General features: G+C 37.5%; 22 protein-coding genes. 7 read left to right on the top strand and 15 right to left on the bottom strand.

Features of this window, described 5'->3' with window-relative positions; translation table 11 throughout:
* The 3 genes from nrdI (at window position 1) to nrdF (ending at window position 3,684) form a co-directional block, all read left to right on the top strand.
* On the top strand, window positions 1-378 hold the full coding sequence (gene nrdI, locus IGL32_RS01805; RefSeq protein ID WP_002355359.1) for a class Ib ribonucleoside-diphosphate reductase assembly flavoprotein NrdI: 378 nt from the start codon (window positions 1-3) through the stop codon (window positions 376-378).
* Complete coding sequence (nrdE, locus tag IGL32_RS01800; protein ID WP_033625396.1) at window positions 359-2,518, top strand: class 1b ribonucleoside-diphosphate reductase subunit alpha; 2,160 nt, start codon at window positions 359-361, stop codon at window positions 2,516-2,518. Before nrdI ends, nrdE begins: the two co-directional genes overlap by 20 nt.
* A 200-nt stretch (window positions 2,519-2,718) precedes the next feature.
* Window positions 2,719-3,684: a class 1b ribonucleoside-diphosphate reductase subunit beta gene (nrdF, locus tag IGL32_RS01795; RefSeq protein WP_002355357.1), complete on the top strand. Its 966-nt coding sequence runs from the start codon at window positions 2,719-2,721 to the stop codon at window positions 3,682-3,684.
* A gap of 39 nt (window positions 3,685-3,723) precedes the next feature.
* Here the strand turns inward: nrdF and IGL32_RS01790 are convergent, their stop codons facing one another.
* The 7 genes from IGL32_RS01790 to IGL32_RS01760 form a co-directional block, all read right to left on the bottom strand.
* Window positions 3,724-5,010, bottom strand: coding sequence for a TPM domain-containing protein (locus IGL32_RS01790; protein ID WP_016617053.1), 1,287 nt, complete (start codon window positions 5,008-5,010; stop codon window positions 3,724-3,726).
* A gap of 45 nt (window positions 5,011-5,055) precedes the next feature.
* A complete protein-coding gene (locus IGL32_RS01785) occupies window positions 5,056-5,625 on the bottom strand; it encodes a LemA family protein (protein ID WP_002385314.1) in 570 nt (189 codons plus the stop codon).
* A gap of 158 nt (window positions 5,626-5,783) precedes the next feature.
* Window positions 5,784-6,485 (bottom strand): MgtC/SapB family protein, encoded by a 702-nt coding sequence (locus IGL32_RS01780; RefSeq protein WP_002355354.1) that lies wholly within the window; start codon window positions 6,483-6,485, stop codon window positions 5,784-5,786.
* Window positions 6,486-6,580: 95 nt separating this feature from the next.
* Window positions 6,581-7,282, bottom strand: a complete 702-nt coding sequence (gene nagB, locus IGL32_RS01775) for a glucosamine-6-phosphate deaminase (RefSeq protein WP_002379080.1) — start codon at window positions 7,280-7,282, stop codon at window positions 6,581-6,583.
* Between the two features lie 129 nt (window positions 7,283-7,411).
* Window positions 7,412-8,620, bottom strand: coding sequence for an LCP family protein (locus IGL32_RS01770; RefSeq protein WP_002383706.1), 1,209 nt, complete (start codon window positions 8,618-8,620; stop codon window positions 7,412-7,414).
* A 149-nt stretch (window positions 8,621-8,769) separates the two neighbouring features.
* On the bottom strand, window positions 8,770-9,750 hold the full coding sequence (dapF, locus tag IGL32_RS01765; RefSeq protein WP_002361202.1) for a diaminopimelate epimerase: 981 nt from the start codon (window positions 9,748-9,750) through the stop codon (window positions 8,770-8,772).
* A gap of 147 nt (window positions 9,751-9,897) precedes the next feature.
* Window positions 9,898-10,506 (bottom strand): superoxide dismutase, encoded by a 609-nt coding sequence (locus IGL32_RS01760; protein ID WP_002361201.1) that lies wholly within the window; start codon window positions 10,504-10,506, stop codon window positions 9,898-9,900.
* A 193-nt stretch (window positions 10,507-10,699) separates the two neighbouring features.
* Here IGL32_RS01760 and IGL32_RS01755 point away from each other — a divergent pair, with 193 nt between their 5' ends.
* Window positions 10,700-11,509 (top strand): DUF1189 domain-containing protein, encoded by an 810-nt coding sequence (locus tag IGL32_RS01755; protein WP_002355344.1) that lies wholly within the window; start codon window positions 10,700-10,702, stop codon window positions 11,507-11,509.
* A gap of 34 nt (window positions 11,510-11,543) precedes the next feature.
* Here IGL32_RS01755 and IGL32_RS01750 read toward each other — a convergent pair whose 3' ends face one another.
* From IGL32_RS01750 to IGL32_RS01720, 7 genes are read right to left on the bottom strand one after another with little or no spacing between them, the layout of a single operon-like run.
* Window positions 11,544-11,963: a PTS sugar transporter subunit IIA gene (locus IGL32_RS01750; protein ID WP_002363016.1), complete on the bottom strand. Its 420-nt coding sequence runs from the start codon at window positions 11,961-11,963 to the stop codon at window positions 11,544-11,546.
* A 9-nt stretch (window positions 11,964-11,972) separates the two neighbouring features.
* Entirely contained in the window at window positions 11,973-12,962 is a 990-nt protein-coding gene (locus IGL32_RS01745; RefSeq protein ID WP_002387687.1) for a serine hydrolase domain-containing protein, read from the bottom strand.
* 12 nt (window positions 12,963-12,974) lie between these two features.
* On the bottom strand, window positions 12,975-13,865 hold the full coding sequence (murQ, locus tag IGL32_RS01740; RefSeq protein WP_002355340.1) for an N-acetylmuramic acid 6-phosphate etherase: 891 nt from the start codon (window positions 13,863-13,865) through the stop codon (window positions 12,975-12,977).
* 14 nt (window positions 13,866-13,879) lie between these two features.
* Window positions 13,880-14,731: a MurR/RpiR family transcriptional regulator gene (locus IGL32_RS01735; protein WP_002355339.1), complete on the bottom strand. Its 852-nt coding sequence runs from the start codon at window positions 14,729-14,731 to the stop codon at window positions 13,880-13,882.
* 16 nt (window positions 14,732-14,747) lie between these two features.
* The gene (locus tag IGL32_RS01730) at window positions 14,748-15,224 is read right to left on the bottom strand and encodes a PTS system mannose/fructose/N-acetylgalactosamine-transporter subunit IIB (RefSeq protein ID WP_002355337.1); all 477 of its coding nucleotides are present in this window, start codon (window positions 15,222-15,224) and stop codon (window positions 14,748-14,750) included.
* Window positions 15,225-15,254: 30 nt separating this feature from the next.
* On the bottom strand, window positions 15,255-16,073 hold the full coding sequence (locus tag IGL32_RS01725; RefSeq protein ID WP_002355336.1) for a PTS system mannose/fructose/sorbose family transporter subunit IID: 819 nt from the start codon (window positions 16,071-16,073) through the stop codon (window positions 15,255-15,257).
* Window positions 16,066-16,869 carry a PTS mannose/fructose/sorbose/N-acetylgalactosamine transporter subunit IIC gene (locus tag IGL32_RS01720; protein WP_002377923.1) on the bottom strand — a complete coding sequence of 268 codons (804 nt, stop codon included), beginning with the start codon at window positions 16,867-16,869 and terminating at the stop codon, window positions 16,066-16,068. The genes IGL32_RS01725 and IGL32_RS01720 overlap by 8 nt, the downstream gene beginning before the upstream one ends.
* Window positions 16,870-17,038: 169 nt before the next feature.
* Here IGL32_RS01720 and IGL32_RS01715 point away from each other — a divergent pair, with 169 nt between their 5' ends.
* On the top strand, window positions 17,039-17,809 hold the full coding sequence (locus IGL32_RS01715) for a sulfite exporter TauE/SafE family protein (RefSeq protein WP_225581367.1): 771 nt from the start codon (window positions 17,039-17,041) through the stop codon (window positions 17,807-17,809).
* A 43-nt stretch (window positions 17,810-17,852) separates the two neighbouring features.
* Here the strand turns inward: IGL32_RS01715 and IGL32_RS01710 are convergent, their stop codons facing one another.
* Window positions 17,853-18,254 carry an organic hydroperoxide resistance protein gene (locus IGL32_RS01710; RefSeq protein WP_002355332.1) on the bottom strand — a complete coding sequence of 134 codons (402 nt, stop codon included), beginning with the start codon at window positions 18,252-18,254 and terminating at the stop codon, window positions 17,853-17,855.
* A 220-nt stretch (window positions 18,255-18,474) separates the two neighbouring features.
* On the opposite strand from IGL32_RS01710, the gene IGL32_RS01705 reads away from it, so the two are divergent.
* Window positions 18,475-20,001 (top strand): AMP-binding protein, encoded by a 1,527-nt coding sequence (locus IGL32_RS01705; RefSeq protein WP_156210157.1) that lies wholly within the window; start codon window positions 18,475-18,477, stop codon window positions 19,999-20,001.
* A 251-nt stretch (window positions 20,002-20,252) separates the two neighbouring features.
* The gene (locus tag IGL32_RS01700; protein WP_033624804.1) at window positions 20,253-20,951 is read left to right on the top strand and encodes a glucosamine-6-phosphate deaminase; all 699 of its coding nucleotides are present in this window, start codon (window positions 20,253-20,255) and stop codon (window positions 20,949-20,951) included.
* The last annotated feature ends 50 nt before the right edge of the window (window positions 20,952-21,001 follow it).

The raw sequence follows: 21,001 nt of genomic DNA, 5'->3' as shown, positions 1-21,001 counted from the left end.
ATGAAACTTGTTTATTTTTCAGTCACCGGTCAAACAAGGCGCTTTATTAAAAAATTGGATTTGCCTGCTTATGAACTTGAGCCAGCGAATCCTTTTTTTGAAATAAATGAGCCTTTTATTCTTGTCATTCCTACCTATGATGCAGAAATTACAGAGGTAGTGAATGACTTTCTTGATTATAAAAGTAACCAAGAACTGTTAGTTGGTGTAGCTGGTGGGGGCAACCGTAATTTTGCTGAATTATTTGTCTATACCGCCAAAGATATTGCCCGCGATTACCACGTTCCGCTTCTATACTCCTTTGAGTTTAGCGGAACAGACGAAGACGTGGAGACCTTTAAGAAAGTAGTGGAAGAAATTGAGTCTAAAAGAAATTAGAGATGTCAGCTATTTCAAACTGAATAACGAGATTAACCGTCCTGTTGATGGTCAAATCCCTTTAAATAAAGATAAAGAAGCACTCGCAGCCTTCTTTAAAGAAAATGTAGAACCGAATACACGTAAATTCAGCTCTGCTGAAGAAAAAATCAACTTTTTAATGAAAGAAGATTTTATTGAAACTGAATTCATCGAAAAATATTCAATGGACTTTATTGAAAAATTGTATGCTTTCTTAGATGAACAACATTTCCAATTCAAGTCTTTCATGGCGGCTTATAAATTTTATTCTCAATACGCTTTAAAGAACAACGCCGGAACAGAGTATTTAGAAACATATGAAGATCGGGTTGCCTTTAATGCCTTGTATTTTGCGGATGGCGATGAAGAGTTGGCTTTAACATTGGCGGATGAAATGATCCATCAACGGTATCAACCAGCCACACCTTCTTTCTTAAACGCTGGGCGTAAACGTCGAGGTGAATTGGTTTCTTGTTTCTTAGTTCAAGTAACAGATGATATGAACAGCATTGGGCGTTCAATTAATTCTGCCCTTCAATTATCACGAATCGGCGGTGGCGTAGGGATTACTCTTTCCAACTTACGTGAAGCGGGCGCACCAATCAAAGGTTACGATGGCGCAGCAAGTGGTGTTGTCCCTGTTATGAAATTATTTGAAGATAGCTTTAGCTACTCTAACCAACTAGGTCAACGTCAAGGTGCTGGTGTGGTCTATCTAAACGTCTTCCATCCAGATATTGAAATGTTCCTATCTGCTAAAAAAGAAAACGCTGATGAAAAAATCCGTGTAAAAACGTTGTCTCTGGGTGTTATTGTTCCTGATAAATTTTACGAATTAACACGTAACAACGAAGATATGTATTTATTTAGTCCTTATAGTGTGGAACGCGAATATGGTGTGCCTTATTCCTATGTAGATATCACCAAAGAATATGATAACCTAGTGGCCAATCCAAACATACGTAAACGTAAAATTAAAGCCCGTGACTTAGAAAATGAAATTTCTAAATTACAACAAGAATCTGGCTATCCTTATATCATCAATATTGATACAGCTAACAAAAACAATCCGATTGATGGCAAGATTATCATGAGTAACTTATGTTCTGAAATTCTTCAAGTTCAAACGCCTTCTGTTATTAATGGGAAACAAGAATATGAAGTTTTAGGAACAGATATTAGTTGTAACTTAGGTTCAACTAACATTGTTAATTTAATGGAAAGTCCTGACTTTGGAAAATCTGTCCGCGCTATGACGCGTGCGTTAACTTTTGTAACAGATGCTTCTGAAATTGATGTCGTGCCAACTATCCAAAATGGAAATCGTTTAAGCCATACAATCGGACTAGGCGCAATGGGCTTACACACCTTCTTCGCTAAAAATCATATGGAATACGGCTCTGAAGAATCACTAGACTTTACAGACATTTATTTCATGTTATTAAATTACTGGACTTTAATGGAAAGTAACCAAATTGCGAGAGAACGTAACCAAGTCTTCCACAATTTTGAAAAATCAGATTATGCTTCTGGTGCTTACTTCGATAAATATATTGAAGGCAACTTTACACCAAAATTTGATAAAGTGAAAGAAATCTTCAAAGACATTCAGATTCCAACAGCTGAAGATTGGGCTGCGTTACGCGATGCTGTGAAAAAAGATGGTCTTTATCATCAAAATCGTTTAGCCGTAGCGCCAAATGGTTCAATTTCATATATTAATGATACTAGTGCCAGCATTCATCCAATTACTCGCATGATTGAAGAACGTCAAGAGAAGAAAATTGGTAAGATTTACTATCCAGCGCCTTATTTAGCGAATGATACAATCCCTTACTATACTTCTGCTTACGATATGGATATGCGCAAAGTGATTGATGTCTACGCAACAGCGCAACAACACGTTGATCAAGGAATGAGTTTAACCTTGTTTATGCGTTCAGAAATCCCTGAAGGCTTGTATGAATGGAAAGAAACACCAAAACAAACAACCCGTGACTTGAACATTTTACGTCATTATGCGTTCAACAAAGGGATTAAATCAATTTACTATATTCGTACATTTACAGATGATGCTGAAGAAATTGGCAGCAATCAATGTGAGTCTTGCGTGATTTAATGAAAAGCACTTAAATAAGGCGTTCTGCTTGAGCGTCTTATTTTTTAGGAATGTTCTCTTTTTAAACAGGACATTTTCAGATATACTGGACAAAGAAGAACGGCTGCACGCTCCTATTTGGACTCTGTAGAACGTTTTAAGCGAAGAAACGAGACAACTAGTCAAATAGACTGCTGTCCCAGCATACAGGAGGAATAACCATGGCAACGTATTATGAAGCAATTAACTGGAACGCCATTGAAGACGTCATTGATAAATCCACTTGGGAAAAATTAACCGAACAATTTTGGTTAGATACACGGATTCCGTTATCCAATGACTTAGATGATTGGCGGACTCTTTCCGATTTAGAAAAAACTACTGTCGGCTACGTTTTCGGCGGTTTAACTTTATTAGATACTGTTCAATCAGAAAGCGGCATGGATCAACTGAGAAATGATGTGCGGACGCCTCATGAAGAAGCCGTCTTAAATAACATCCAATTCATGGAATCTGTCCATGCCAAAAGTTATTCTTCTATCTTCAGTACATTAAATACAAAAAAAGAGATTGATGATATTTTTGAGTGGACAAATACCAACAAACATCTGCAATATAAAGCAGAACGGATTAACGAAATTTATAAAAACGGTACTCCGTTAGAGAAAAAAATTGCTAGTGTATTTTTAGAAACGTTTTTATTCTATTCTGGGTTCTACACTCCCCTTTACTATTTAGGAAACAATAAACTAGCGAACGTCGCTGAAATTATTAAATTGATTATCCGTGATGAATCAGTGCACGGCACGTATATTGGCTATAAATTCCAATTAGGATTTAATGAATTACCAGAAGATGAGCAAGATAAACTAAAAGACTGGATGTATAATTTACTTTACGAATTGTACGAAAACGAAGAACGTTATACAGAAGAATTATATGATGACTTAGGTTGGACCGAAGAAGTAAAAACCTTTTTACGTTACAACGCCAACAAAGCTTTAATGAACTTAGGTATGGATCCCTTATTTGCGGATACAGCCAATGATGTGAACCCGATTGTAATGAATGGTATTTCGACAGGAACTAGCAACCATGACTTCTTCTCTCAAGTAGGAAATGGCTATTTACTAGGAACAGTTGAAGCCATGAAAGATGATGACTATCTTTACGGTTTAGATAAATAGCAAAAAGCTAGAAACGATTAACGTTTCTAGCTTTTTATTTTACCAACTTCCAGAGGCACCGCCACCGCCGAATGAGCCGCCACCGAATGAACCACCACTGCTGCTACCAGAACTACTATGATTAGACGGATTGTATTGTGAGTTTAAATAAGCATACGTCAAAACACTACCATCATAACTATATAAAGTATCTCCTACTAATAAACGCCCAAAAGATTGTTTTTTTGCATTTGGATATATACTTAGTAAAGAACCACGCTTAGTGGCACGTCTTATTTTCCCTTTTGTGGCAAATAACGTTGCTCCATTAAGATATAAACAATAAAAAGAAGTCTTTTTCATCTTATTTAATACTTTCTTTGTCTGTTCTGAGTTATTTAGGACAGCCTTTGTTGGTAAACAATTCAAATAATCTTGATACATTTTTTTAACAAGTTTTCTTGTTCTTAAAATTTGTAAAATATAAACAGCACAAATGAGCATCCCAGCAATACTTGCCATTAAAAGAACATTTCTTTTCGTTGTGTTAGTGTTTAACTCTGCTTGTATATTTGTTAATTCATTATCCACTTGTGCGGTTTTTGAATTGATTGCAGCCGATACTTGATCAATAATTTTATTGAGACCTGTATTATAATCCTCGTCTCTAAAAGCCTCTTTTACTTCTTCATTATTAATAATATCATCCGCATAGCTATCCGTTAAAATACTCTCTAAGCCATATCCAACTTCCAAGCGAGACTCGCGATCCTCAATTGCCATTAGAAAAACCACACCATTATTTTTTTCACGATCCCCTACACCTAATTGATTAGCAATCTTATTGCTGTAAGATTCAACAGATTCCCCACTAGGTAACGCAGGAACGGTAATAAGCATAAATTGTGCGCCATTCGCATTTTCCAACAATTGTTGATTCAATTGAAACATTTTCTGTTTAAGTTGATTTGAGACAATACCTGCATTATCTGAAACATAGATATTAGCATCATTAATGTTCAACTGCCCATTCGTTCCAGTAATTGTCACTAATTCATTTTCACCAGTTATTTCTTGTTTAGAAAAGTTATTTATTGTTGTCTGGGTTGACGCTTCAGTCATTTTCCCTGCTAAAATATCGTCTCTCTTTTTTTGTAAGACTTGTTGCTTCTCTCTCAGTGCAGTTTGTTTTGCTTCATAGGAGATTCCCTTTCCTTCATGCCAAGCAGCCATTCCTAATATTAAAATCATACTTAAACTAATTACCACAACAATCGTTGTATTCCGCTGATGCTTTTTATAAAACAAACGAACTTTTTCTTGAATTTTTTCGACTTTTTTATCCAACCTTCCTCACTTCTTTCTTTTTAACCCAAATTTTCTATAATTTTTTTATTTAAATTTTACTTGTGGCACTTCTTTTCCCTGCTCTGTCGCAACATAGTTAGTTTTCTTCTCAAATCCTAAAAGTTTTGCAATTATTTTATCAGGGAATTTTGAAATCTGTTGGTTATATGTTTCAACAGCTTGTATATAGTTACGGCGTTCAACAGAAATTCGATTTTCAGATCCTTCTAATTGAGTCATTAAGGTTTTGACATTTTCAGAAGAAGCTAACTTTGGGTAATCTTCATTCAATACTGTAACAAAATTACCTAATCCTTTTTCAATTTGCTCATTTGCTTGCCCTTTTTCAGAAGAAGATTTTGCTCCTGCGTATGCTTTACGTGCTTCCGTTATTTCTTTTAAAACTTCTTTTTCTTGAGTCATACTGCCTTGAACACTACTGACAAGATTAGGAATTAAATCAGCACGTCTTTGCATTACATTCTCTACTTGTGACCATTCTGCTTCGACTTTATTATCTAAAGTAATCAATTGATTATAAGCTTTCATCACAAATGCACCAATAATCACAACGACAACAACAATAATACTAAGAAATTTATTTTTTTTATTCATCTTACTTATCACCTTTCTTTCTAACTCGTAATACAATCATAACTCTTTTGTAATCTTTTTGAAATATTAAACTTAAAAAATCAGTCCTAGGTCCTAGAAGAAAACCGCCATAAGCATTTTAACTTATAGCGGTTGTCATTAATTATAAATAGATGTTTCTACACATTAATCAATCGTAATTTTGTTACATTATTTGAAACAGATAGATCTTCGATAACATCGGCATACGTTAGGCCTTTAGGTAAATCAATAGTATAGATATTCGTATAGATTTTTGTATCATCCACCCAAGAAACATTGAAATTCACATCATAAATTTCAATATGTTTTTCTTCAAAATACTGATTAATAAATTCTTTGGTTTCTTGTTTATGTTGATAGCGAATTTCTAATTTTTTGATTGTTGGTACGTGAATAATTCGTTTGACAATGGTTAAGGCAAATAATACACCGATAAAACTTGTTAAGGCAATCGTATAGTAGCCCATGCCCACCGCGATCCCTAAACCAGCAACGGTCCATAGTGACGCTGCTGTCGTCAATCCGGTGACACTTTGTTTCGTTACAATGATGGTTCCAGCACCTAAAAAGCCGATTCCACTTACAACTTGTGCAATCAACCTTGCTTGATCTGAACGAATGACCCCCGTCAAAGCCGGATTAGCTAACGCATCTTTCAATGCATTGATTGCAATTTGCGACTGAATTAACGCAATAATAGCCGCGCCCATACAAACTAAAATGTGAGTGCGCATCCCTGCTGGGCGATTCTTATATTGTCTTTCAAAACCAATTGCGCCACCCATCACCATCGCTAGGACTAACCGTAAAATAATTTCTGGAATTGTTAGCTGTAACATCCTTTTCACCTCTTCTTCTATTACTTCCAGTATAACAAAAAAAGAACTTGAAACATAAGGAAATCCTTATGTTTCAAGTTCTTTTTCATCAACGATTATAATTTACTTGCAGCTGCATCATCAATGATTACAACAACATCTTGATGGTTTTGTAATGCACTTGCTGGCATGTCTGTTGTTACTGGTCCGTCAATCATTCCTTTAATGGCCTCTGCTTTTGCTTCGCCATAAGCCATTAAAATCATTTTTTTACCTTTCATGATTGAGCCAATCCCCATAGAAACAGCACGTGTTGGGACATCTTCTACTTTGTCAAAATAACGTTTGTTTGCGTTGATTGTTGATTCAGTCAACTCAACGACATGTGTTAAGCTATCTAGAGGTGTGCCTGGTTCGTTGAAACCAATGTGTCCATTTTGACCAATACCTAAGATTTGGATATCTACTGGATGTGCATCGATAATTTTTTCATATTCTGCGGAAGCAGCATCTAAATCTTCTGCTTTACCATTTGGTACAAATGTTTCTTTAAATGGTTTTTTGTCGAATAAGTGTTTGTTCATGAAATAACGGTAACTTTGCTCATCTTCGCCACCTAAACCAACATATTCATCTAAGTTTACAGAAGTCATTTCTGTAAAGTCGATATCACTTGCTGTCATTTCTTTATATAATGTTTCTGGTGTACTACCTGTTGCTAAGCCTAAAACTTTCGCACCATTGTTCATACCTTCTTTAATTAATTCAAACGCTTTTTTGCCGCCTTCTTCTGCATTTGCTACACGGATAATTTGCATTTTGACACGCTCCTTACGGTTTATTTTGGTATAGTCCAATTATAACACCTTCTGAAAAAAATTTCTAGAATAAAAGAAAAAAACTTCTATTTCCATCAGAAATAGAAGTTTTCGAGCTTGTTTAACAGATTAATATTGTGGTGCGTTGGGATCCACATACGTATTTGGATCAGCATAAGCGTTTGGATCTGTGTACGTATTTGGGTCAACGTACGTATTCGGATCGTAGGCTCCTTCTGCTGCTTGTTGCGTATTGCCGTTGTATTCTGTTTGACCGGCTGTGGTGTCCGCTGTGCTACTCGAACTAGTAGAGCTATTGGCACTTGAATCACCAGATTCACCAATCAGTGCAGTATCTGTAACAGCATAGCTAAACTGATTATAAAAGGCTAAATCTTTTTCACGTTCAGAAGCATGTTCTTTTAAACCAAGTTGTTTTCTAAGTGTTGTTTGTGTTTTGTATAAACTATTTGGATCTAGGACTTGATAATAAATATCATCAATAGTTGCACTGTATCCTTGTAATTGTTCAGAGTCAATTGTTTTAAAGGCAGACAAATATTTTGATTGGATGTCCATCATGTCATCCCAAGTTAAGTCTGTTTTTACATTGGCTTCAACAGCATCAAGAATTTTTCGATATTTTGAAACACCATCAAAACTCATGACTTTGCGCACAATTTTCTCAACAACTTCTCGTTGGCGGCGTTGACGACCCACATCTCCTTCAGGATCTTCGTGACGCATCCGCGCATAAGCCAAACCTGTCGTGCCATCTAACTTGATTTTACCTGCTGGAACAGTAATACCGTCCAACGTAAATTCACCAATCGTATTATCTACTTCAATACCGCCTACCGCATCAATCAGGTCTTTTAACCCTTTCATATTGATGGATACATAGTGATGGATGGGAATATCCAGTAATTCTTGGACTGTATTAATCGCCATTTCGGCGCCACCAAATGCATAGGCATGGTTCAATTTGTCTTGTGTGTCATTTCCAACAATATCTGTTAAAATATCTCTATCCAAACTGATCATTGTGGACTTGTTTTCTTTCGGGTTGATGGTTACAACCATTGTAGTATCTGAACGACCTTGTTCTGTTCGACCTAAATCGCCTGTGTCAATCCCCATTAAAAGAACAGAGAATGGTTCTTGCGCATCAATATTGGCCGTGGCTCCTTTATTGGACTTACGGTTAACTGATTGATAGATCCCATTAATTGTTGAATTGGCATCTGAATACATCTTAATCCCGTAAGCACATACCCCAGCTACTACCACTAGCAAGACGCTCAAGAAGCCCAGTACTACTTTTTTCCATAGTTTCATAAGACACTTCCTCGTTTATCTAAGAATAATTCTTAATTCATGCCCTTTATTTTCTCATAGTTTGCTTATTCAAGCAATATTTTTTATTTTTTGGAACAAGAACTTAACACAATTGTAAAATAAAAGAGTGCTTTATCAAGGAACAATTGTTATTTTTGAGAAAGTGTTTGCAGAAATTCTTGATAATGTTTCTGTTCATTCGTTTCAGTAATAGTTATTTTCTCAAATGCACCATTTAGTAAATCAGTCAGTGATCCTTCAATCAAATGCGTAATCGTGGCATTCCCAATTAATTCCATCCAATAACTGCCATCAGACGTTTCGTGGACGACTGTTTTCACCATACCTCCAGCATTTTTGACGGTTATTTCTTCATAAAAAACACCATCTTTCAATAACGTATAAAGTAAACTACTTGCGCACATAGCTGTCCCACAAGCACTTGTAAAACCTACACCACGTTCATACGTTCGAACAAATAGTTGATTTTTGCCAAGAATTTCAACAAAACTCACATTTATCCCTTCTGGAAAATATGGATTTTCATTATTTACATAGGTAGCGATTCGTTCAAATTCTGGACCATTTAAGGTTTCATGATCCACAAATGCTACAAGGTGCGGATTAGGCACTGCTACCGCTGTAAAGCGAATGGTGTTAGATAAGGCTGGTACGATTTCATCAATTAATGTTTGGACCCCTAAATGCATTGGGATAGTGACTGCTTCAAAACTTACTGGTGAAATTTCCACTTGGTAAGTCGCTACTTCTTCAGCTAAATTGGGGGCTTGACGTACTTTCAAATCTGCAAACATTGTTTCAACTGTAAATGATTTTTCTTGGTTTTTTTCAGCTAAATAACGGGCAACCGTACGCAAGCCGTTCCCGCACATGCTTGCTTCACTACCATCGCTGTTAATCACTCGCATTCTAGCATTGGACGTGCCGTGAGTCCCTTCTCCTACCAAAAGTAACCCATCTGCTCCCGCCAATAATCCTGTTTCCCGCGAACATAACTGGATGCGCAATTGCTCAATTTCCTCAGCGGTTAAAGAACGCTCAAACTGTGTTTCATCCAATAAAAAGAAATCATTTTCTGACCCGTGTACTTTTTGCATCATAACATTCATTTTTTTAGCTCCTTCTTTATGTATCCGTTATCTTTCCCTACTTACTTTAGTATGCCATAAACGAACAACTATTTCGACCCTGGATTTGTAAAAGGAAAGAGTCAAATGACAGCCGTCATTTGACTCTTTCCTTCACAATTGGCAAACTTATTTTGCTGCTGCAAAAAGTTCGTTTACTTTATCCCAGTTAACAACGTTCCAGAATGCTTCAATGTAATCTGGACGAACGTTTTTATATTTTAAGTAATACGCATGTTCCCAAACGTCAAGACCTAAAACAGGTGTTTGACCATCCATTAATGGTGAATCTTGGTTTGGTGTTGAAGTGATTTCTAATTTACCGTTATTCACAACTAACCAAGCCCAACCTGAACCAAAGCGGCCAGTTGCAGCTGTTTTGAAAGCAGCTTTCATTTCATCAAAGCTACCAAATGTTTCATCGATTGCTTCTTTAATAGCGCCAGTTGGTTGTCCACCAGCATTTGGTGCCATAATTTCCCAGAAGAATGTATGGTTTGCGTGACCGCCACCATTGTTACGAACGGCTGTACGGATATCTTCAGGAATAGCATTCATATCTGAAATTAAGTCTTCTACAGATTTTTCGCCTAATTCTGGATGTTTTTCAATCGCTGCGTTTAAGTTAGTCACATAAGTGTTGTGGTGTTTATCATGGTGTAAGTGCATTGTTTCCACGTCAATGTAAGGTTCTAATGCATCATAAGCATATGGTAATTCTGGTAATGTGTAAGTCATTTTTTAAATCCCCCTATTTTTTAGTATGTAACATACGTCTTTCATACAACTATTATGATAACAGAGTGAACCGCTTTCTACAAAATAGTTTGCTTGCCAAAAGAAAAGTTTTACAAAAGAGGGAGATTACCTTGTGTTTCCCTCATAAATTCGCTAGAATGACCTGTAGAAGAATGATGTGAGGAGTAAATAAATGAATACATTGCAATTATTTAAGCAGGCCTTTTTTTCAGTTTCAGAATTACGGCATGCGAAAAAAATGGCGTTTTGGAAAGTAATTCTCTATGCTGTTTTTTTAAGTGCTATTTTAGCACTACCTATTACCAAACAAGTCTTTTCTGTGCTACAAGAGGTGCAACAAGATGGCCAAAAAATTGCAGAAAAGTTGCCTGACTTTTCTATTGAAAATGGCACGTTGCAAACAAAGGCCAAAGAATCTGGCTTTATTTATCAAACCGACTCGATTATTTTTACGTTTGATCCAGATGGAAAACGTACAGCCGCTGATGTCCAAAAGGATTTAATTGGTAATGCGTTTGGTTTGGCTTTTTTACAAGATGAATTTGTAGTCGCCTTACCAAATTCAGGCGCAACTGAATCAATTCTAGGCACCGACCAATTTATCTTCCCCTATAGTAAAGGAACCTTAGATGGCGTTAACGCTCAGAGTATCAAGACTGCGCTAAGTGAGGCAGCGATCCCCTGGTGGACAAAACTCATTGTCTTTTTAGTGGCTATCTACCCTGTTCTAATCGGTTTAGTTTTAGACTTACTGATTGCCGCTATCGGTGCATCTCTCTATTCAAAATTACGTTTTTATTCTTTACGTTTGATTGATTGTTTAAAAATTATTACGTATTGTGCTACCGTGCCAGTTATCTTAAGTGCTATTTTAAACTTCGTAAATCCGATGTTTAACGATGGCATCCTAGTTATTTTACTAAGTCTGTTCTTTTTCTTTGTCACAACCAAAAACGAACCACGGAATATCCCTGGTTCTTAAAAAAAGGTGTTGTCTTAAAGACAACACCTTTTTACTATTCTTCAAATTCTTCTTCATCTGTTAATTCAGGTAAGTCAATCGTGGTCACCGCAGATTGGCCAATTTGCGTTAAATATGCAGCTAATTCATCCACATTTTCCACAGGTGAGACGGCTGCTTCAATTGCCATTGCTAAATTAAGTCCAGCGACTACTCGCAATTGCGGATAAGTGCCCATGGCCATCATAGCCACATTACAAGGTGTTCCTCCTTTTAAATCAGCTAATACAAGCGTCGGGACATTGCCAGCTTCTTTTAAGATTGCTGCCAGTTTTGCTTGCGTGCCGCTCAAGCCATCTTCTGCGGTCATTGACACAATCGCAGCATCTGCTAATTCCCCGACAATCATTTGAGTAGAAGCTAAGGTTTCTTCTGCCATCCGTCCATGGCTCATTAAAATTAATTTTGGTTTCATCATATCCTCCTAAAAATACTGCTGATAAATTTTTGTTCGTGCTTTCAGAAAGCCACGTTCTTCACGAGTGGGATGAATCCGATTCGTTAACAAAATTAGGGCTTCTTTGGTCTCTTTTTTCATACCAATCGCCGTTCCAGTAAAGCCAGTATGATACAAATAGTCTGCCCCTGCTTGCGTCTTTTTCACTTCCCAACCAAATGTACGTCCCCCTTGATTCATAGACCAGAGAGCAGTGAACATTTTTTCAGAAAATAATGGTTTGCCAGACGGGTAGCGATTGTTCATAAAACACTGAACAAAAGTGAGTAAATCTGGTAAAGTTGCAAATAAACCTGCACTGCCAATTGGCGCTTTTAGTTGATAGGCTTTCGAATCGTGGACCACTCCCTGAATAACGCCGCGTTGTTTTGTAATCTCTGTGGGCACTGCCTGGGCAAAATCGCTGACCGTAAAACTTGTATGCTGTAGGTTCATTGGTTGAAATACGTATGTTTGAAAGCTCTCTTCTAATGAGCAGCGATCCAATACTTGAATAATTTCTCCCAATAAGTAATACCCTAAATCAGAATAAGTGGTTTTCCCTCGTTCAGATAACGAATGCGTTAAAATGATTTCTTGCAAGCTTTTTTTTGTGACATTTTTCTTATCGACAACATCAGCTGGCAATCCACTCTGATGCAGTAGAAGCTCCCCAATCGAACAAGATAGTCCTTGATAATCAGGTAGGATTTCCCCCACAGTGGTTGAAAATGTAAGCTGATTTGTATCGATTAATTGTAACATTCGATTTGTTGTCCCAATAACTTTCGTTAAGGACGCTAAATCATACAGGCTAGCTGATGAAATCTTTTGTCTTGCAAATGGACCAGTATTACCTAAAAAGCCCGTATACTGTTCTGATAAGCTATCTTCTGTGATCGTCCCCCAAGCGACACCCGGAACGACTTGCTGATTAATCAGTCTCTGAATTGTTTCTTGAATTGCGATTTGATTCATTGTTCACCACTTCTATGCTAAAACTTCTGAAATCCGTCCGTCATGTTCTGCTAATAGTTGTTTGGCTTTTTGAAAATCAACGTGGGCTTTCGCCATTACAATGGCTGGTGCCACTTCTAGCTGTGCTGCCTCCAAGTATTCTTTGGCTTGCGATTCCTCGATTTCTGCTGCTTCTTTAATGATATTCGTGGCACGTTGAATTAATTTTTCGTTCGTTGGTTGTACATTGACCATCAAATTTTGATAGATATTCCCTACTTTAACCATAATTCCTGTTGAAAACATATTTAACACCATTTTCTGTGCTGAACCCGCTTTCATTCTAGTTGACCCTGTAATGACTTCCGGTCCTACAATTGGCGCAATCCCAATTTCCGCCAATTGATTCATCGGACTTTGATTATTACAGGTAACTGAAATGGTTAGAGCGCCCACTTTTTTTCCGTATTCAATTGCGGAAACAGCATATGGTGTCCGACCACTAGCAGCAATCGCAATTACGACATCTCGGGCAGTCAATTGATGTTGCGTTAAATCTTCGATAGCTAATTCTTTCGAGTCTTCAGCGCCTTCAATTGCTTGATACATTGCTTTTTCACCACCAGCTAAAATACCAAATGCGCGTTCTGGCGACACACTATATGTGGGTGTTAATTCAATCGCATCCAAAGCACCTAAACGTCCAGACGTTCCTGCACCACAATAGATTAAACGGCCCCCTTTTTTAAATCGTTCTGCCGCTGCATCAATTGCTGCAGCAATCTGCGGAAGCACCTTTTCAATTGCTTGTGCTACCTTTTGGTCTTCTTGATTTATTAAAGTTACCATTTCTAATGTTGACACTTGGTCAATCTTTTTAGTCGCTTCATTTCTGGCTTCTGTCGTTAATCCTTCTAAGTTCATTTGCTTGCACACCCCTACTTCTCTTTTAGACGGCTGACAAGTTGACTCGTTTCAATCATATTGCGTTCAATTTCTGTGTCTAAATCATCTTGAATTGAACCTAAATACAGAACATCGCCAATTGCCATTGACGAAGCAATCGATGAAATAGCCCCAACTCGAATGAGGTGCTCATTATTGGGGACTAAAAGAACTTCATCGCTCAATGATCGCACGTTTTCTCCATCGTTACTGGTAATAAAAATAACCGTTGCGCCTCTATTTTTGGCAATTTCACAGGCGATTAAGGCTTCTTTTGTCAAACCACTATAGGAGACCGTGATCAAAATGTCTTGTGCCGTTGCATAATTTAAAAACTCCAACATCATGTGACTATCATAATTAAAAATTGCTTGGCGACCAGCGCGGTTAAACTTGTGATAAAGATTATAAGTCGTTAAAGAAGAGGCACCAATTCCAACCAAATGAATTTTTTCCGCTTTTTTAACATGCGCGATTGCTCGTTCCAAGGCTTGTTTATCCACTGTATAAAATAAATCCTCAATCGTAGCATTTAATAAAGATTCCACTTTCATACAAATAGTATCCACCGAATCATCCGCCGCTACAATTGGATCAATATCTTTTTTACCGTTACTGGCAGCTTGTACCGCTGCAATGGATAGTTTTAACTCTTCCCAGCTGTCAAACCCTAATTGTTTAGAAAAACGGGTAACTGACGCCGGAGAAGTTTCGCTATTGCTAGCAATTTCGTTTGCTGTTAATGAGAGAAGACGGGTCGGATCCTTCAGTATATAGTCTGCGATTCTCTTATTTACTTTGGAAAAGTCCTTATATTTTTGTCTGATTGAACGGATTGGCTCCATCTTCTCATCTCCATTTCTATTTTATGAAAGTTAAAATTGCTTCGTTTGGTTCAGAAGGGATCATCTGTGCGGTAATAGTCACCCCATTATCTGTTAAACGACGAACGGTTTGAATATCTTCATCGGTTAATGCAACAGATTTTTTAATTGCTCGACTGCCTTCTTTTTGAGAAATATTGCCGACATTGAAGCTCTGCAACGGAACACCGCCATCAATTAAAGCCGCCATATCTGCAATGTCTTTCGTAATTAAAAAGACTTTTTCTTCATCATAATTGCCTGCTAAAATTTTTTCAATCGCTTTACGTTTTGATAAAATGGATAATTTAACTCCTGCAGGCTTAGCCATTTTTAAGGCACCAATTTGTAATTGATCTTTGACAGCGGCATCATTTACTACCATGATTCTTTGTGCGCCAACCGTATTCGTCCAAACGGTTGCAACTTGTCCGTGAATTAAACGCTCATCTACTCTTGCATGTACAATTGTCATAATAAATCTCTCCTATTATATACTATTTTTTTAAAATAAACCGCCAACCCAAGCCAACATTGGTTGTAAATTGCCTAAAACCATGCCAATTAAAATTAAAACAAAGATTAGCCGTGTTGAATTCATTTTCTTTTTCCCTAGTAACCAATAGGATAAAAGAACAATCCCTAAAGGAATTAATGCGGGTAAAATTTTATCCAACATTTCTTGAACAGATAATGTTACATCTCCCATTTTATAAGTTAAATCTAATTTGTAAGTAATTACCGAAGGAATCAAACCGCCGACCACTGTTAACCCTAAAATGGCTGCACCTTGCGTAAACAATTTCATTTTATCCGCAAATTCTGTCGCAATTTTTTTCCCTTGATGGTAACCAATCCAAGTGAATTTATAGCGAACCCATAGGACCACTGCTCCGGCAATTAACGGGATCAGTAACCCAACAACCTGGCCCCCTTGCGCCATGTAAGCTGCAATCGAAAAAACAATCGCACGATAAATCGCGATAAAAATGGTATCACCAACACCAGCAAACGGACCCATTAGACCTGTTTTCAAACCAGTAATGGCCGTTTCATCTTCAATGCCGACTTCTTCTTCCAAAGCCATATCAGCTCCGACAATTAAGTGCGACATGGCTGGCGTTGTATTCATAAAGCCAAGATGTGTCTTCAAGGCTTTCTTCATAGCTACTGGATCTTCACTGTATAGTCGCTTTAATGCAGGCATCATCACCCAAGCGTAACCAAGTCCTTGCATTTTTTCATAGTTCCAGCCCCACTGATAGCCAAAAAGATTACGGACGTAAACTTTATTAATATCCTTTTTTGTTAATTTGTTAGTCATCAATCTCAACCTCCTCATCATCTTCGTAAATAACCGTGCCACTTGTTGTAGCTGCGCCGCCTTTGTTATGATTCATCACATAAATCGCTGCTAAAGCCAAGCCAACCAGTGCGACACCTAAAACTGAGAAGAATTGGGCCCCATAAGCAAGTAACACGAACCCAATAATAAAATAAGGCCAGTATGTTTTAATTGGCAAGTAACGCATTAAAATAGCAATCCCCATCGCTGGTAAAATAGCGCCTGCTGCTTTTAACCCATTCATCACCCAAATAGGAATCCAATCATTGATAGCGTTTACAACTTGTTCACCAAAAGCTAGGCCAATAAAAACTGGGATGACACGAGAAATCGTCCAAGGAAAAATTCCTAAAACATTGCAGCGCTCGACCCCTTTATAATTTCCTTCTTCCGCATAACGATCTGCTTTGTGTTGAAAAAACGTATTAGCCATTCTGCCTAAAATATCTAGTTGTGTTAATAATAACCCAATTGGAACCGCAACTCCGATACCATACTCTGCCCCTTTCCCTGAAATGATTGCATAAGCCGTTCCCATAATGGCCCCTGAAAGAAAGTCTGGGACTGTTGCTCCTCCATAAGTCGCTACACCTAATGTCATCAATTGAAGCGTTGCCCCAATCATCAAACCTGTTTGAACATCCCCTAAGACTAGGCCAGTAAACGTTGCAGCAAACAATGGTGTATATGGACCAATCTGAATAGAAATTTGGTCAAGTACACCAACAACTGTGTAAAGACATAAAATCAAAATAATACCAATCGATACTGTCATGCTTTCTCATCCTCCTTGAATGCGTTTTCTTTTTTGTATTTGTAGAATACCATTAAAGAAATATCATTTCAATTTCTTTTTAAAAATATTTTTAAATGAAATTACATTTCTTATATAATTTTTGTGCTATACTAAAAGAAAACGGTTTAGGAGTGATTATGTGCGGGTTTTGCTGATTTATTTCATAACTATTTTTCTATCCAATACAGTTGGGGCGCTCTCTGGGATGGGTGGAGGCGTCATTATTAAGCCTGTTTTGGATTTTCTTGGGTTCCATTCGTTAAATAGTATTGCGTTCTATTCAAGTGTCGCTGTTTTTGTCATGTCCATTTCTTCGACTTATAAACAGTATCAAAATGGTGTCCAAATTGAATGGAAAAAAGCCGCGAGTATTTCGTTTGGTTCCTTAGTCGGCGGCATGTTAGGTGATTTACTTCTTAATCAGGCGATTGCACTAGCGCCAAATGAAGAAAAAGTACAACTAATCCAATATATCATCATGTTGCTGACCTTGGTTTTGGTTCTTCTCTACAATCAATTTTCCAACTGGCACTTACACCTCAACGGATTGAGCATTTTTCTGATTGTCGGATTAGGCTTAGGGATTCTATCAACCTTTTTAGGCATCGGTGGCGGTCCCATTAATGTAGCTTGCCTTATTCTCTTTTTTGGAATGGATATCAAATCAGCAACTGTCTATTCCATCATTACTATTTTTTTCTCCCAACTCGCCAAACTTGGCAATATCGGCTTGACCACAGGGTTTGCGGTTTTTGATTTGACAATGCTTTGGGCTATTATTCCTGCCGCTTTATTCGGTGGTTATGTCGGAGGTCTTTTCAGTAAAAAATTATCCCAACAACGGGTCGCCCAAATTTATAGTTTAGTTGTTTTTTTAGTTATTTTGTTAAATATGTATAATTTGTGGACTGTTATCTAAAAAAGAAGCGCTTTGTCGTATAGACAAAACGCTTCTTTTTTAATTAAATCACTGTTAATTTAACATCTATATTATTTCTTGTTGCTTTAGAATATGGGCAAATTTCGTGGGCTTTTTTAACAAGTTCTTCTGCTTTAGCTTGATCTACCCCATCAATATGAACTTCTAATTCAGCACCAACGCTAAACCCATCTTCTCCTTGGAATAAGGATACACGTGCAGTTACTGTACTTTTACCTTCGACTTTTTCTTGATCCATCACTAATTCTAATGCACCGTTAAAGCAAGCACTGTAAGCCGCTGCGAATAATTGTTCTGGATTTGTTGTATTTTCTTTCTTGACACCTGGCGAAGCAACCGCATAAGAAAATGATTTATCCGGTGAGTGAACTTCTCCTGCACGTCCACCCGTATTAATGATAGTTGTTTCATAGATTTTTTTCATGTAAATTCCTCTCCTTTGTAAAGTTTTACACTTCTGAGAACTTGTTACTTACATAATTATTGTAGGAAACTTTGCCAGATACAGCAAACGTTGTGCTTGTGAATAATAAAAAATAACATTTAACGTTGTATTTTTGACGTAGAAAAAGAACCCATTCTATGATAGGATAAAGTGAACTTGTACATTTGTACACAAACTATTTTACAAAGGAGACTTTCCCTTGACACACTTACTTGATTATCAACCATTAAACCTCTATACAAACTATCAAGAAGCCGCAGAAAAAACACCAACTGTTCCAATTATTTTTGATGAATCTTTGCCTGCTTTTCCTGCACTTGGCTTAGAAACAACTTATGGTGAAAGCCATCAAGAAATTTTGAAACGGGCATATCAATTAGCCACTTTAGGTGTAAAAAAAGGCGACAAAATTATTATTTATAAAAGTCCTAAATTCGACACGTATTTACTAGCTGTTGCAGCCTCATATCTAGCAGCCGTTCCTGTAATGGTTTCATACCATTTACCTTTTGAAACAATTGAAGTATTCGTTGATCGTTTAGAAGATCCTTATATTTTATTTGATGATGTGACTGCTGAAAAAGTTCAAGCTGTTCGTAATAGCTCTGCCAATAAAAAACTTTCGGTTGCTTCTCTTTTAGAAGCTGATGCCACGGAAGTTCCTCAAGACGAACTGACTAAAGACGAAATTGCCTACATGACCCACACCTCTGGAACAACAGGTATTCCTAAACTTATCTGTCATTCCAATCACTCTATGGGTTGGCGTACAAAATGGCAAAAAACCATTTTTACAAAAATTGCTGAAAAGAAATTAGTTGGCTTTCATATTTCGCCAGTTCATTCTCGTTTTAACATTGGCGTGTCTTCTTTAATGGCCATGGGCTTCCCTATGATGCCTTTAGCAAATGCTTCGAGCGAAAAAGTCGCTGAAATGTTCAGCACCTATCAACCAATCGCTGTAGAAACACACCCCAATAACTTCGTTCAATGGGTTCGTTTGGCCAAAGAAAAACCTGAAGCTTTCGCTAGTGTCCATTATTATCATTCTACTTTTGATGCAATTAACAACGCTACAATGGTGGCTTTCTTAAAAGCATCTGCTGCCAATGAACCAATTTTCCTACAAGTTTATGGACAAAGTGAATGCGGGCCAATGATCTTACGAGCGCATACTTTAGAATCTCTAAAAGATTCAGATGCTCGTGACATGGGCGTTGGTTTAGAGGATTTAACACAAGCTCGAATTACTGATGAAAAAGGACAAGTTTTACCTGTGATGACGGACGGCCATATCCAATTCTTATCAAAAGGACGGGCCTTAACATATTACAAAGAAGATGCCCGCTTTGCAGAAAATGTCTACGGCGAATGGTGGGACAGCGGCGATTACGGAATGTTAGATGAACGCGGCCACTTATTCTTGAAAGATCGCCAAGTAGATCTAATTGAAAACATCGACAGTAATTTAGCTATTGAAGATCATTTATTGGATGCATTAGATTTCTTAGAAGAAGTGATTATTGTCCGTGGCAAAGAAAATGAACCTCAGCCAATTTTAGCGGTTGTTCCTGGGGAAGAAATGGATTGGGACGCTTGGTGGACACAAGTAGCCGATTTACCACATTTAAACGAACCTATCATTATGGCTTTTGATGAAATCCCTCACACAGCTACTATGAAAGTGCAACGTTTACAACTAGAAAAATGGTTAAAAGAACAATAAAATAAAATTCTTTGTTAAACAGTGTTGGTCAAAAGAACGTTTAGATTAGCATTGTAGCAAGTGGAACAGAAAGCTAAAAAGTTAACTCGTTGTAGGTTATCTTAAGTTTTAAAAAGAGGGGCAGCCATCGTTTTGACGGCTGCTCCTCTTTCTTTTGTCTACCGTTAATTAAATCCTTTTTGTGAAGAGCTTGACATGGGATGGTTCCCACAAATTATACTTAGCTTATTCAAAGAATGGAGTGAGCAAGTATGAAAATTTTAATTAAACAAGATTTCGACACGATGAGCGAATGGGCAAAAATGTTACTTCTAAGCACGATGAGCAAAGATAAACGAGTGAATTTATCAATTACCGCTGGCAAAACGCCAACACTTGTTTACCAAAAATTAGCCTCGATTGTGAAAAATTCATCTGAATTTGATAATGTTCATTATTATAACTTTGATGAAATCCCCGTTCCTCATCAAAAGGAAGGCATTACTCTGACAGATTTGCGGACGCTGTATTTGACACCTGCGGAAATATCCGAGCAAAACATCCATCCATTAACTGTTGAAAACTTTCAACAACAAGATCAACGGATTGCTGACGCAGGCGGCTTAGATTTGATGTTAATTGGCTTAGGAGCAGATGGTCATTTTTGCGGGAACATGCCCACTACCACTCATTTTAAAAATGAAACCTATCAAGTGACCGTCACTGGTTCAGAGCCTTGGTTTGTTCCTGAAATGATGCAGCCAGGCATGACCTTTGTTACGATGGGGCCAGCCAGCATCATGAAAGTTAAGCATCTTGTCCTAATTGTAAATGGTGAACAAAAAGCTCAGATGGTCAAACAAGTGCTCCAAGGACCTGTCACAGAAACGTATCCTGCTTCTATTCTTCAACTCCATCCAAATTTAACGGTTCTCTTGGATGAAGCCGCAGCGAGTCAATTAGAAAAATAAAAAATTGCGCCTAGATTATGCTTCTCTGCATAGTCATAGGCGCAATTTTG

Origin of the sequence: Enterococcus sp. AZ035 (assembly GCF_050548325.1) — a bacterium.
Classification (GTDB): domain Bacteria; phylum Bacillota; class Bacilli; order Lactobacillales; family Enterococcaceae; genus Enterococcus; species Enterococcus faecalis.
Note: the sequence above shows the minus strand (reverse complement) of the source record. Positions and strands in the feature narration are given on the sequence as shown.